We start from the raw sequence: 14,531 nt of genomic DNA, 5'->3' as shown, positions 1-14,531 counted from the left end.
CGGTACGCACCACGACAGTTCCGGAGGAGTCCGGGAAGCTCGAGTGCCATTCGCAGGAAACAACATCATCGTCACCGGAAAGATGTAGTCCTAGCTCGGACGCGAACGGGAGAGCAGAGTCGCACGGGTCATTATGAAGACCCCGGGGAACGCTGAACATACCTGTGATGAGGAGAGCAACCACTACCACCCCGCACCCCAGCCACAGCCACGTGTTGCGGACCTGCGAGCTTCGACTCTTCGAGCGATCGCGCATCCACCACATCGTACGGACAGTCCCGTCAGGATCCGCGAAGGACGATGAATCGGGCCGAGATCTCGATGAGCCCGGCCGCGGCGAGTGATTTGACGGGATCGCGAGCGGCCCAGATCCTGGCGCACACGGCGCGGCTGCTGTTCGGGTGCAGTGGCCGCCGAGATCTACTTGGTGTCGAGATCTACTTGGTGTGTGGTGGATAAGACCGGTTGTGGTCGAGGAGGTCGGCGAGAGGTAAGGGTGGCGGGAGAGTGCCGTTGGGGGTGTGCACGGCGGTGATGTGCCCGTCGGTGATCCACGCGGTGCCACTGCTGTCGATCGTGACTCCGGGTTCGCGGTTCTGGATTTCGGCACGGGCGATGACCTGCCCCGTGAAGTCGGTGAGGCTGAGAAGCCAGTACTCGCGGTTGTCGTGAAGGTCTCGGTCACGGTCGTGGTGCTCGATCCATATCCGGTTGCCGACGGTGCCGCCGGACAGGCCGGGAAGAGGCCAGCGTGCCGGGGAATCAGTCTGCAGGTCGGACCGCAGTGTGCGGATGGTGCCGCGCAAGTCGATGATGGCGGGTGGCTCGGTGGTGAGGATGGCGTAGTCGTCGATGTCGTCGAGGGGCGGCCCGACGGTGACGTGCCCGTCGACGGTGACGTCGACGACGAATGTGGTGGTCGGCATCATGTCCCGGCGGCGCATGAGGATGCGGAATCCGTCGTCGTGCGCAATGACCGCGCTGATGGGTCCGGCAGGAAGTGTGGTGTCGTCGTGGTGGGGCTCACGATCGTCGGGATACCGCAGGCTGATCCGTGTCGCGGTCTTGTCGCTGGTGCAGGTCAACAGTGTTCCGTTGTACGCTGCGGACGCGTCCACCCAGCAGTCGTCGAGCCGCTGCACCGCTCCGGTGTCAGCGGCCCGGAAGGTTCCGTACCATCCGGCGATCCAGCATCCATTTGGGTCAGCATGCAGCTGCCAGGGGGTACGTCCCGGTTCTGGGGCGATCGGTGTGGGGAGCACAATCTCGCATACATCCGCGGGGTTGTCGAGATTGACCCGCACGATCAGTGGTAGTTGTTCGTCGGCTGCCCACAGCGCCCGCCCGGCGGCGGAGATCGCCCGTGGGGTGAACGAGGGACGTATCGGGAGTGGTGGCACGTCGTCGAGGTCGAGTGCGGCCAGTATTCCGGGTTCGTGCCTGCCTGCGCTCCCTGCCCCATCGAGAACCCTGGCCGTGAGGACTTGTCCGCGTACCGAGCCGGTGGTGGCGTAGGCGAAGTCGCCGATGAGCCGGCCGGTGAGCTGAACACGGCCGATAGCGGGGCGGGGGCTGTACCAGGTCGCCGACCAGCCGTCTCCGCGCAGCAGGATCCGCCAGACCCACGACTGCGACATCGCCCGGGGCGCATCGGCAGCGGGTTCGAGGGCTGGGGGTGCGAGCGGTTCGGCGTTGGCTTCGATCGTCGATAGCGTCAGATCCTGTGGGTCGGCGGGTACTTCTGCGAACACCAGCAAGAACACCCCGACCTGCCCGACCGTTGGGCGGGGATCTGTCCGTCGAGGATGGCGTCCTGTCCTGCCAGCAGCCGCAACTGCCGGTGTGGACGTAGCTGCGCGGTGTGTTCGGTCATCGGTGTAGCTCCCGGGTATTCCGTCCCGTGGGACGAAGAGAGCCAGCATACAGGTGATTTGTGAGGCAGTACGGACTCGAATCGTCGAGACTCAGGTGCCAGCATGGGAATGGGCGAACGACTCCGCGACGAGCCTGCCCACGGACTTCTCCGATCCGGCCTCCAGGGTGGGTCTGGAACAGCCGAACCCCCGCCCCGAAAACTCGGGACGGGGGTTCGGCAACTCGAGCTGGTACGTGAAGTACCCGTGGTGCGCGAGGGGGGACTCGAACCCCCACGCCCGTAAGGGCACCAGGACCTAAACCTGGCGCGGCTGCCTGATTACGCCACTCGCGCGTCACGGACACAATACGTCAAGACTCCGACAGATCCGAGTTGACGCGGAAGCGGTTCCGTCCCGCCCATGTGGGCGTCTGGCTGTGGCAGTTCGGGCACAGGAAACGGACGTTCTCGGGGCGGGAGTCGTGTGGATTTCCATCGATGTGGTCGACGTGGAAGATCAAGCGATCCCCACGCCAAACCGGGTCCATCCCGCATCCTTCACACTTGTGTTGCCGCCCGGACTCGAGCAGTGCTCGGCGCAAGCGCTTCGGCGCCTGGCGGTTTGATCCAGCCGACTTGAGTACAAGTATCTCGGTCCAATCGAGGCGGTTTCGTGGAGGCTTGCCTTTTTGGGAGTCCCTACCTGTGAAATGCGACGTATCGATTCCAAGCTTCTTGATGCGTCTACTGATGTGCGTATGTGTGCCACCATCCGTCCTTGCCCCCATCCAGCGGAGTGCGTCTGACAGGCTCGAGGACGCTCGCACGGCCTCCTCCAGCATCTCCTTCGTGTACTTGACCGCCCTGCTCATATTGCCCCCAGTGTCGAATGAATGTTCGAACTTGAAGAAATTTAGCGGGAAGGTCCGACATGTTTCCGACCGCGGCAACGCATGACCACGGCGTGCCGTCAAGAGGTAACGTTTTGATAACAATAAAACGTGAGGGTTCCTCGGGTTCGTGGACGTCCACGCATCGGTGCGGCCTGCGTCAATTCGGGTTACTCGTCGGTCACTTCATTGGCGGGTGTGAGTGAAATCACTGGTAGGGGGTTCGTGCGGCAATCTGCACGAAACGAAACATGAGGAAGTCCTCATGATTTTGTGCGAACCTTGGCGTGCCCGTAAGAGCAGAACACCAGTCCATGCAACACACCGGCGCGGGCAGCGCTGCAACACGAAATGCCTCCACGCAGGGGTGTTCAGGAGAGGAACCACACGCGTGACGATCGACGAGACCACACCAGGCGACAACGGACGGAACTCGAAGGCATCACGAAGCACCGGCCGGCGGGCGGCAACCGCCCCGAACGGTGCACTGGTCGACAAGCTTCTCGCGGGTGAGCCCTACGCGCTCGCCTTCGGCGGTCAGGGTGCGCCCTGGCTCAGTTCTCTCGAAGAACTCAGCCGCGACAACGGCCTCGAGCCGGTCCTGACCGAACTGGTCAACGCTGCGGCCGCACACCTCGCTCCTGTCGCCGGCGATCTCATGGTTGTGCGCCCGGCCGGGTTCGATCCCATCGCGTGGATCCTCGAGCAGGAACTCGTCGACGACGAGGACGACGCTCCCGCGGCCGGCCCGTCCGAAGCGACCCTCACCTCCGCTGCGGTGTCCAAGCCCGGTGTTTTCCTCACACAGATCGCTGCGCTGCGCGCACTCGCGAACCAGGGTCTCGATGCTGCAACCCACGCCCCGAGCGCCGTCATCGGCCACTCGCAGGGCGTTCTCGCCGTCGAGGCCGTTGCTGCCGGTGGCCGCAAGGATGCAGAGATCCTCGCAATCGCCCAGCTGATCGGTGCCGCTGCCTCGCTCGTCGGCCGTCGTCGCGGGCTGATCGCCGGTGCCGGTAAGTTCCCGATGCTCGCGGTGTCCGGTGTAGACGCGGAGCGTCTGAGCGCCATCGTCGCCGAGGTGTTCGAGGGCCAGGACCCCGAGCGCAGCGCGGTTGTCGCCATCCGCAACGGCCGTCGCCGTGTCGTGCTGTCCGGCCCGCCGGCCGCGCTCGAGCGCGTGCAGCAGCATTGCGAGCAGATTTCCGCAACGGAGACCCGCGAGCGTGATTCCAAGAAGCGTGGCGGCGCCGTGTTCGCGCCCACCTTCGAGCCGGTTCCGGCCGAGGTCGGCTTCCATCACCCCGCGTTCGCCGCCGCCGTCGAGCAGGTCGCGGACTGGGCGTCGCGCTGCGACCTCGACGCCGATCTCGCCCGCAAGCTGGCCGAGTCCATCCTCGTCACTCCGGTCGACTGGGTAGAGCAGGTCGACGGCGCTGTGGCGTCCGGCGCATCCTGGATTCTCGATCTGGGCCCGGGTGAGCTGCTCACCCGCCTCACTCAGTCCGGCCTGCGCGGTCAGGGCGTCGGGATCATCGCCGCCGCGACCCGCGGCGGTCAGCGCAACCTGCTGACCCCGGGTGCCGAGCCCGAGGTGCCGCGCGCATGGTCGGAGTTCGCCCCGAAGCCGGTCGCATTGCCTGACGGCCGTGTCGGTGTCGAGACGTCCTTCACCCGCCTGACGGGTCGTTCGCCGATGCTGCTGGCCGGCATGACGCCGACCACTGTCGATCCGAAGATCGTTGCCGCCGCTGCGAATGCGGGTCACTGGGCCGAGTTGGCCGGTGGTGGCCAGGTCACCGAGCAGATCTTCGCCGATCACGTCGCGGAGCTGACCGATCTGCTCGAGCCGGGTCGCGCTGCGCAGTTCAACTCGATGTTCCTCGACCCGTACCTGTGGAAGCTGCACGTGGGCGGCAAGCGTCTCGTGCCCAAGGCCCGTGCCGCAGGCGCACCTTTCGACGGTGTCGTGGTCACCGCGGGTATCCCGGAGCTCGAAGAGGCCGTGCAGATCATCTCCGATCTGCGTGACGCCGGCATCGAGCACGTCGCGTTCAAGCCGGGCACGGTCGCTCAGATCCGTTCGGTGATCCGCATCGCGAACGAGGTCCCGAGCTACCCGATCATCGTCCATATCGAGGGCGGCCGCGCTGGTGGCCACCACTCGTGGGAGGACCTCGACGACCTGCTCCTCGATACCTACGCCGAGCTGCGCACCCGTTCGAACCTGGTGCTGTGCGTCGGTGGCGGTATCGGTACACCGGAGCGGGCCGCCGATTACCTGACCGGCCGCTGGTCGACCGAGTACGGCTTCCCGGCGATGCCGCTCGACGGCATCCTCGTCGGCACCGCCGCGATGGCGACTTTCGAGGCCACCACGGCCCCCGAGGTCAAGCAGCTGCTCGTCGACACTCCCGGCACCCCCGACTGGGTCGGAGCCGGCACCGCGAGCGGTGGCATGGCGTCGGGCCGTAGCCAGCTCGGTGCCGATATCCACGAGATCGACAACGCCGCGTCGCGTACGGGCCGCCTCCTCGACGAGGTCGCCGGTGACGCCGACGCCGTGGCCGCACGTCGCGACGAGATCATTGCCGCGCTCGACATCACCGCGAAGCCGTACTTCGGTGACGTCGCCGAGATGACGTACTTGCAGTGGCTGTCCCGCTACCTCGAGCTGGCCATCGGTTCCGATTGCGCTACCGAGTTCGATTGCGGCAGCGACCTGGGCGACGCCGTCGCCGAGGCACATGTCAGCCCGTGGCTGGACGTGTCGTGGCGTGAGCGTTTCCGCGAGATGCTGCAGCGCGCCGAAGCTCGACTGCACCCGGTGGACCGCGGTCCCATTCCGACATTGTTCGACGACGATGCGGTGCTCGAGCGCCCGTACGCAGCGATCAAGTCGCTCACGGGTCAGTACTCCGACGCCGGCGACGTCGTGTTGCACCCCGCGGACGTCCCGTTCTTCGTCTCCCTGTGCAAGACCCCCGGCAAGCCGGTGAACTTCGTGCCGGTCGTCGACCAGGACGTGCGTCGCTGGTGGCGGTCCGACTCGCTGTGGCAGGCACACGATCCGCGCTACACCGCCGATCAGGTCTGCGTCATCCCGGGCACCGTCGCCGTCGCGGGCATCACCCGCGTCGACGAGCCGGTCGGTGAACTGCTCGACCGTTTCGAGAAGGCCACGGTCGACGAGCTGGTCGAGTCCGGAGTCGAGCCCACCCCGGTGGTCGCTCGCCGCCACCGCGACGTCGCGACCGGTCTGCTCGATGCTGTCCTGTCGTCGCCCGATGTCGCGTGGGCCGGCCGCCAGACGCGTAACCCGATCGATCGCCTCGGCGACCTCGACGAGTGGGCCGTCGAGTCGGAGACTGCCGCCGCGCATGCTCCGACCGGTGCGACCCTGACCGTTCTCGACGACGAGCACGTCGGCCTGCGGGTGCCCCTCGGCAACGATCGCGCCGTCGAGATCCGCATCACCGTGCCCGCATCCGTGAGCACCGGTGGCGCACCTGTCATCACGGAGGCCGACGCCGACGCCGCCATGTCGGCGCTGCTCGGTGTGGCTGCCGGCCAGGAACTTCCGACTGTGAAGAAGGGCGCCGCGCGTATCACTCTCGGCTGGCTGCCGGAGAAGATCGCCGACCACGCCGGTGTCACCGGTGCGGGTCTGCCCGAGAATCTGAGCCCGAGCACCAACGGTGTGCCCGATGTCCTCGTCGGCGCCTGCTGGCCGGCCGTGTTCGCCGCGCTGGGCGCTGCCCGAACCGACGAGAACCTGTCGGTCATCGAGGGCATGCTCGATCTCGTCCACCTCGATCACGCGATCGACGTGAAGAACGGTCTGTCCACCGACCCGTCGATCCTGGGTGTCAAGGCGCAGGTCGAGAACGTCGTGGATACCGATCTGGGCCGTGTCGTCGAGGTCCACGTGACCATCTCCGCCGACAACGGCGACGGCTCGGGCGACAACACGGTTGCGACCTTGATCGAGCGTTTCGCGATCCGCGGCCGCACCGGTACCGCCGAGCTGGCCGATCCGGTCCGCGCGGGTGGTTCGCTGAGCGACGATGTCATCGAGACTCCGCGTCGCCGTCGCCGCGACGCCGTGATCGTTGCCCCGACCGACATGAGCGCGTTTGCTCGCGTTTCGGGCGATCACAACCCGATCCACACGTCGGACAACGCCGCGTTGCTGGCCGGTCTGGGAAGCCCGATCGTCCACGGCATGTGGTTGTCTGCCGCTGCGCAGCAGGTCGCGACGGCCATCGAGTCCGATGCGAAGCTGCCTGTCCGCCGGATGACCGCGTGGACCACGCGGTTCCTCGGCATGGTGCGCCCGGGCGCGAAGATCGACGTGCGCGTCGACCGCATCGCGACCGATCGCGGCGCCGAGATCGTCGAGGTGGGTTGCCGTGTCAACGGTGACCTGGTCATGGTCGCAACGGGCCGTATCGCCGCCCCGAAGACCATCTACGCATTCCCGGGCCAGGGCATCCAGCGCCCCGGCATGGGCCTGGACGCACGGGCCCGCAGCAAGGCTGCCCGCGAGATCTGGGAGCGCGCCGACAAGCACACCCGCGAGGCGCTCGGCTTCTCGATCCTCGCTGTGGTGCGCGACAACCCGACGGTCCTCAAGGCTCGCGGTGTCACTCACAAGCACCCGGACGGTGTGCTGCACCTGACCCAGTTCACCCAGGTCGCGATGGCGACGCTCGGTGTCGCGCAGATCGCGGAGCTCCGCGAGGCCGGCGCGTTCGTCGAGGGCTCGCTGCTGGCCGGCCACTCGGTCGGTGAGTACAACGCTCTCGCCGCGGTTGCCGGTGTGCTCCCGCTCGAAGCCGTGCTCGAGGTCGTCTTCCAGCGCGGCTCGGCGATGCATGCTCTCGTGCCGCGTGACGAGCAGGGCCGCTCGAACTACCGCATGGCCGCAATCCGGCCGTCGCAGTTCGGTGTTGCCGACGAGGATCTGCAGGACTTCATCGCACGAGTCGGAGAAGACGCTGGAGAATTCCTCGAGATCGTCAACCTGAACCTGCGCGGTTCGCAGTACGCGATCGCGGGCACGGTCGCGGGCCTCGAGGCCCTCGAGACCGTCATCGAGCGCAAGGTCGCCGAGTTCGGTGGCAAGCGTGCGTTCATCCTGGTTCCGGGTATCGACGTGCCCTTCCACTCGACCGTTCTGCGTGGCGGCGTGGACGACTTCCGTGAGCGGCTGCTGAACCTGCTGCCCGAGGAGATCGACCCGAACATCCTCATCGGTCGCTACATCCCGAACCTGGTGCCCAAGCCGTTCAACCTGGGCCGTGACTTCATCCAGGAGATCGCCGATCTGGTGCCGTCGCAGCCGCTCGCCGAGGTCCTCGCGGACTTCGATGCGTGGGCCGCGAAGCCGGTCGCGCTGACCCGCGTGGTGCTCGCCGAACTCCTCGCGTGGCAGTTCGCGTCGCCGGTCCGCTGGATCGAGACGCAGGACTTGCTGTTCGCCGACGAGGCCGTCGGCGGCCTGGGTGTGGAGCGCTTCGTCGAGGTCGGTCTCGGTGCTGCCCCGACCGTCGCGAACCTCGCGTCGCAGACCCTGAAGTTGCCGGGTCGTTTCGGTCAGCCGGTCGAGGTGCTCAACATCGAGCGTGAAGCGTCGGTCGTGTACTCGACCGATGTGGATCCGGCTCCTGTCGAGGACGACGAGCCGGAAGCTCCGTCGGCCGATGCTGCCGCGCCTGCCGCTGCGGCGGCTCCGGCTGCTGCTCCGGCAGCGCCGACCGGTGGCCCGACCCCGGACGACATCGCATTCAAGGCGGCCGACGCAACCCAGGTGCTCATTGCACTGTGGACCAAGCTGCGTCCCGATCAGATCGGTCCCGTCGACACGATCGAGGCACTGTGCGACGGCGTGTCCTCGCGTCGGAACCAGCTGCTCGTCGACCTCGGTTCCGAGTTGTCGCTCGGCGCGATCGACGGTGCCGCCGACGCCGACATGGGCGCGCTGGCCGGCACGGTCGACCGCCTTGCCCGCACCTACCGCCCGTTCGGCCCGGTGCTGTCGGATTCGATCAACGATCACCTGCGCAAGGTGTTCGGCCCGTCGGGTAAGCGTCCCGGCTACGTCGCCGACCGTGTCACCAAGGTGTGGGGTCTGGGCGAAGGCTGGACCCAGCACGTGACCGCCGAGGTCGCCCTCGGTAGCCGCGACGGATCGTCGATCCGCGGTGGCGACCTGGGTGGCCTGTCGCATGGAGCGCTCGGCGACACCGCCGCGGTCGACGCCTTGATCGACGCTGCCGTGCAGTCGGTCGGCTCACGTCGCGGAATCACCGTGTCGATGCCGTCGGCCGGTGGTGGCGGGGGAGCGACCGTCGACGCGGCTGCGCTCGGTGAGTTCACCGAGCAGATCACCGGTCGCGACGGGGTGCTCGCCAGCGCCGCTCGTCTGGTGCTCGAGCAGCTGGGCCTGAACGAGCAGGTCTCCGGACTTGCAGACAAGGCCGATGACGAACTCGTCGACCTGGTCTCGGCGGAACTCGGCTCCGATTGGCCGCGTCTGGTGGCTCCGTCGTTCGACGCTCGCAAGGCCGTACTGATCGACGATCGTTGGGCCACGGCACGTGAGGATCTCGCTCGCGTCTGGCTCGGTGAAGACCTGAAGGTCGAGCGGTTCGAGGGTGCCGGCCGGACGGTCGCCGCGCACGCTGCATTCTGGAAGGCCAAGGCCGCCGACGCCGGTCGCACGGTGCTCGCCGAGACCTACAGCCGCATCGCGGCGGCCGCCGCGAACACCGGCGACGCCGAGTACGCGGGCGAGGTCGCCGTGGTCACGGGTGCCAGCAAGGGCGGTATCGGTGCCGCGGTCGCGGGCAAGCTGCTCGCGGGCGGCGCGACGGTCGTCGTCACGACCTCGCGTCTCGATTCGAAGCGCCTCGGGTTCTACAAGGATATGTACGCGAGCCACGCTCGCGCCGGTGCGGCCCTGTGGGTCGTGCCCGCGAACATGGCGTCCTACTCCGATGTCGACGCCCTGATCGAGTGGCTCGGCACCGAGACCGTGGAGAACGCGGGCGGCGCCAAGAAGCTCATCAAGGATGCACTGACCCCGACGCTGCTGTTCCCGTTCGCCGCGCCCCGTGTGGCGGGTTCGCTCGCCGACGCCGGTGCACGCGCCGAGATGGAGATGCGGGTTCTGCTCTGGTCGGTCGAGCGGCTGATCGCCGGTCTGTCCGGCATCGGAGCCGACAACGACGTCGACACCCACCTGCATGTGGTGCTTCCGGGTTCGCCCAACCGCGGCATGTTCGGTGGTGACGGTGCGTACGGCGAGTCGAAGGCCGCGCTCGACGCGATCGTCACCCGCTGGAGCGCCGAGCGAATCTGGGCCGAGCGCGTCACCTTGGCGCACGCCCTGATCGGCTGGGTGCGCGGTACGGGTCTGATGGGCGGAAACGATCCGCTGGTCGAGGCCGCAGAAGCAGCCGGTGTCCGCACGTGGTCGACGCAGGAGATGGCGACCGAGCTGCTGCAGCTGGTCAGTGTCGAGGCCAAGCGTCTCGCCACCGACAAGCCGCTCGTCGCCGACCTCACCGGCGGACTCGCCGACGCAGGACTCGATCTGCCCGCGCTCGCGAAGCAGGCGCAGGACGCGGCCGAGGACGCGGACGAGCAGGATGAGGACGACTCCGCGACCATCGCGGCGCTGCCTGCGGCACCGCGCCTCGATGCGACCCCGACTCCCGAGTGGAGCCAGGTCACCGCGGATCCGGCCGACCTCGTGGTCATCGTCGGTGCCGGCGAGCTCGGCCCGTACGGTTCGTCGCGTACCCGGTTCGAGATGGAGGTCGACGAGGAGCTGTCAGCCGCCGGTGTGCTCGAACTGGCGTGGGTCACGGGCCTGATCGAGTGGGAGAACGAGCCGAAGCCCGGCTTCTACGACGCCGAGACCGGTGAATTCGTGCCCGAGTCGGAGATCGCCGACCGCTACAACGACGCCGTGGTCGAGCGCTGCGGCATCCGCCGCTACGCCGACGACGGAGCGATGGTCGACAACACGGCTCCGCTGATGACCTCGGTGTTCCTCGACAAGGATCTGTCCTTCGTGGTCGGGTCCGAGGCAGAGGCCCGCGCGTTCGTGGACTCCGACCCGGAGAACACGGTCGCGGCGGTCGACGCCGAGTCCGGAGACTGGACGGTCACCCGCAAGGCGGGCACCGAAATCCGCGTGCCGCGCAAGGCGAAGCTGACCCGTACGGTCGGCGGCCAGATCCCGACCGGGTTCGACGTCACCCGCTGGGGTATCCCCGCCGACATGGCGGATGCGGTGGACCGGGTGGGTCTGTGGAACATCGTGTCCACGGTCGATGCGTTCCTCACGGGCGGCTTCACCCCGTCCGAGCTGCTGCGCTGGGTGCACCCGTCGATGGTGGCGAACACGCAGGGTACCGGCATGGGCGGCATGAGCTCGATGAGGTCGCTGTACATCGACACGCTGCTCGGTGAGAACCGCGCGAACGACATCCTGCAGGAGGCCCTGCCGAACGTCATCGCCGCGCATGTCGTCCAGTCGTACGTCGGTGGTTACGGTGCGATGGTGCACCCGGTCGCGGCGTGCGCCACGGCTGCGGTGTCGGTCGAAGAGGGCGTCGACAAGATCAAGCTGGGCAAGGCCGAGCTGGTCGTCGCCGGTGGCTTCGACGATCTCGGTATCGAGGGCATCGTCGGGTTCGGCGACATGTCGGCCACCGCGAAGTCCGACGAGATGACCGCCAAGGGGATCGACGATCGGCGCTTCTCGCGGGCCAACGATCGCCGTCGCGGCGGGTTCGTCGAGTCGGCCGGCGGCGGCACCATCCTGTTGGCGCGCGGTGATCTCGCGCTGGAGATGGGCCTGCCGGTTCTCGGTGTCGTGGCGTACGCCGGTTCGTTCGCGGACGGTGTCCACACCTCGATCCCGGCTCCCGGCATCGGTGCGCTCGGTGCGGGTCGCGGCGGTCGCGAGTCGGCTCTGGCGAAGGAACTGCGCAAGCTCGGCGTCACGGCCGACGACATCGCGGTGGTGTCCAAGCACGACACGTCGACCGCGGCGAACGACCCGAACGAGTCGGAACTGCACGAGCGTCTGGCCGGATCGCTCGGCCGCAGCGAGGGCAACCCGCTGTTCGTGGTCTCGCAGAAGTCGCTGACCGGACACGCCAAGGGCGGCGCTGCCGCCTTCCAGCTGGTCGGCCTGTGCCAGGTGCTCAGCCAGGGTGTCGTCCCGCCGAACCGCAGCCTCGACTGCGTCGACGAGAAGATGGCCGAGTACGAGCACCTCGTGTGGGCGCGCACGCCGATCCGTTTCGGCGAGCAGTACTCGCTCAAGGCGGGCTTGCTCACCAGCCTCGGCTTCGGTCACGTGTCCGGCCTGATCGCGGTGGTGCACCCGCAGGCGTTCGTCGAGTCGCTGCCGGCCGATCGTCGTGAGGCGTACCTCGCGCAGGCTGCGGAGCGCACGGTCGCGGGTAAGCGTCGCCTGGCGTCGGCGATGACCGGTGGTGCGGCACTGTACGAGCGTCCTGCGGATCGCCGCTTCGGTGGAGATGCGGTTCCGGCGGCAGCCGCGCGTCAGCTCGAAGCGGACGTGCTGCTCAGCGACGAGGCACGCCTCGGCGACGGTGACGTGTACAGCTCGGGTCTGCCCGGCTGCAAGTAGGTAACAGCAGAATGGGAGTTGCGGGTATCGGGTTCGACCTCGTGTCGGTGCCGGAGTTCGCAGAGCAGTTGCGCCGACCGGGCACGACGATGCTGGCGAACTTCACACCGGGTGAGCGTCGCGACGCGAATACCCGCAGCTCCGATCCTGCTCGGCACTTCGCCGCCCGATGGGCGGCGAAGGAAGCCGTGATCAAGGCGTGGTCGGCGTCGTTGTTCGGGAGTCCGCCGGTGCTGCCGGAGACGATCCACCAGCAGATCGAGGTGGTGACCGACGCGTGGGGCCGGCCGAGTATCCGGCTGCATCGCGAGGTTGCCGAGCATCTCGGTACCAGGCGGATCCATGTGTCGCTGACACACGACGGCGATATGGCCGGCGCGTTCGTGGTGCTGGAAGACGCCGTCCAGAAGACCTCGTCCGGGGAGGACGACAGGTAGCAGCGGGGAGCTACACGAGATCAGGCCGAGGGAGCGGACGCTTCCTCGGCCTGGTTCGTTTCGGGACCGCCACGGTCGGATGCGGCGGCACGTGCGCGTTCGGAATCCGCACGTCGCTTCTGACGTTTCGCCTGCGCTCGCGACTCCTGTTCGGCAATCTGCAGGTACGCGACCATGATCCGCTTGAGTTCGGCCACGGCGTCGGCGTGGGTCTGATCGTCCTGCACCGAGAAGTTCAACATCGAATACACGATGTGTACGAGCACCTCGGCCATCAGTTTGCGGCGCGCCCGCGGGGTGTCCGGGGTGAGTGGCGCCAGCATCCGCGCGACCTGCTCGGCGAATTCCTTCTCGTGGATGGCTCCGGTGGCACGAGTCGATGGGGTGGACTGCATCGCGAGCCATACCTCGCGTCGTGACGGATCGGTGGTCCACAGACCCGCCATGTGGTCGACGAAGCTGTTGAGGAAACGTAGCCAGTCGACCGACGGGATCCGGCCGTTGAAGGTGGCGAGTTCGTTCTGGACGCCGACCAGGTCCTGCCGATTCAGTTCGCAGACGATCACATACTTGTTGGCGAAGAACTGGTAGAGGGTGCCGATGGGGACGTCGGCGCGGGACGCGACCTCTTCACACGTGAACGACTCGAACCCGACCTCGGTGAGCAGGTCGCGGGAGGCTGCCAGCAGCGCGTCGAACTTGCGTCGGCTGCGTTCCTGCGTCGGACGTCGTCTGGGCACGAGTTCCTGCGGCTCCGCCTGGACCTCGAGTGCGGGGTCGATCCGTTGCGGGGCGCGGCGGCCGTTCGTTGCTGACTCCACGCGCCCAGGCTAGCGGCACACTGTACGAAAGCCGAACATGAGTGTGAAATGGGGTGTCATCAAACGGGGAATGGCCCATCGGCACGGCGGGCTCACCGCGCGGTTCGACGGCGGAACAATGCCGTTGCCGCGACCAGTCCGACGGCGATGAACGCCACACACCAGCCCACCGCGATAACCGCGGAGTTACCGACCGGCGTGCCGGTGAGCAGGCCGCGTACCGTCTCGATGACCGGCGTCACCGGCTGGTGTTCGGCGAATCCGCGCAACCATGCAGGCATCGTGTCCGGCGGTACGAATGCGCTGCTCACATAAGGAAGGAAGAGCAGAAAGAACGTGAAGCCGCTTGCAGCCTCCTCGTTTCCGGCGAGCATGCCCAGCGCCGCCGAGACCGCGGAGATCGCGAGGACGAACAGTGTGATGATCCCGACGGCCGCAACCCATTCGACGAGGGCGGCATCGGGCCGGAATCCCATCAGTGCGGCGACGGCGAACACTACGGCGGTGCTGGCCAGATTGCGGACCAGGCTCGCGACGACGTGGCCGGTGAGGACTGCCGAACGTGCGATGGGCATGGACCGGAACCGGTCGACGATGCCGCGCTGCATGTCGGATGCGACGGCAACTGCGGTCTGTGCGGCGCCGAACGATGCCGACAGCAGCACGATGCCCGGGACGACGTAGTTGAGATAGTCGGTGCCCGTGTCGATGGCGCCACCGAACACGTACACGAACAGCACGAGCAGCAGCACCGGAAGCGCGAGACCCATGAGTAGGGCGTCGGGGCTGCGGAGCATGCGTCTGAGGTTTCTGCCGGTCACCGCCGCATAGTCGCGGGGCAGGTAGCCGACC

The 14,531-nt window shown here is 67.4% G+C and carries 6 protein-coding genes and 1 tRNA gene; 2 read left to right on the top strand and 5 right to left on the bottom strand.

Annotated features, from left to right (window positions below; translation table 11 throughout):
* Window positions 1–437: 437 nt before the first annotated feature.
* The 3 genes from EV641_RS03120 to EV641_RS03110 all read right to left on the bottom strand — a co-directional run bounded on the left by EV641_RS03120 (window position 438) and on the right by EV641_RS03110 (window position 2,643).
* Window positions 438–1,763: a hypothetical protein gene (locus EV641_RS03120; RefSeq protein ID WP_054718461.1), complete on the bottom strand. Its 1,326-nt coding sequence runs from the start codon at window positions 1,761–1,763 to the stop codon at window positions 438–440.
* A 358-nt stretch (window positions 1,764–2,121) separates the two neighbouring features.
* Window positions 2,122–2,209 (bottom strand) — tRNA-Leu (locus tag EV641_RS03115).
* Window positions 2,210–2,226: 17 nt separating this feature from the next.
* Window positions 2,227–2,643, bottom strand: a complete 417-nt coding sequence (locus EV641_RS03110; RefSeq protein ID WP_347238208.1) for an HNH endonuclease — start codon at window positions 2,641–2,643, stop codon at window positions 2,227–2,229.
* A 493-nt stretch (window positions 2,644–3,136) separates the two neighbouring features.
* On the opposite strand from EV641_RS03110, the gene EV641_RS03105 reads away from it, so the two are divergent.
* Window positions 3,137–12,421, top strand: a complete 9,285-nt coding sequence (locus tag EV641_RS03105; RefSeq protein WP_132470713.1) for a type I polyketide synthase — start codon at window positions 3,137–3,139, stop codon at window positions 12,419–12,421.
* An 11-nt stretch (window positions 12,422–12,432) separates the two neighbouring features.
* A complete protein-coding gene (locus tag EV641_RS03100; RefSeq protein WP_054717344.1) occupies window positions 12,433–12,858 on the top strand; it encodes a holo-ACP synthase in 426 nt (141 codons plus the stop codon).
* Window positions 12,859–12,878: 20 nt separating this feature from the next.
* On the opposite strand, the gene EV641_RS03095 is transcribed toward EV641_RS03100, so the two are convergent.
* Both EV641_RS03095 and EV641_RS03090 read right to left on the bottom strand, forming a co-directional pair.
* Window positions 12,879–13,679: a TetR family transcriptional regulator gene (locus tag EV641_RS03095; RefSeq protein WP_132470711.1), complete on the bottom strand. Its 801-nt coding sequence runs from the start codon at window positions 13,677–13,679 to the stop codon at window positions 12,879–12,881.
* A gap of 92 nt (window positions 13,680–13,771) precedes the next feature.
* Entirely contained in the window at window positions 13,772–14,500 is a 729-nt protein-coding gene (locus EV641_RS03090; protein ID WP_132470794.1) for an ABC transporter permease, read from the bottom strand.
* Between the last annotated feature and the right edge of the window lie 31 nt (window positions 14,501–14,531).

The organism is Rhodococcus sp. SMB37, from assembly GCF_004345605.1.
In the GTDB taxonomy this organism is placed as follows: domain Bacteria; phylum Actinomycetota; class Actinomycetes; order Mycobacteriales; family Mycobacteriaceae; genus Rhodococcus.
Note: the sequence above shows the minus strand (reverse complement) of the source record. Positions and strands in the feature narration are given on the sequence as shown.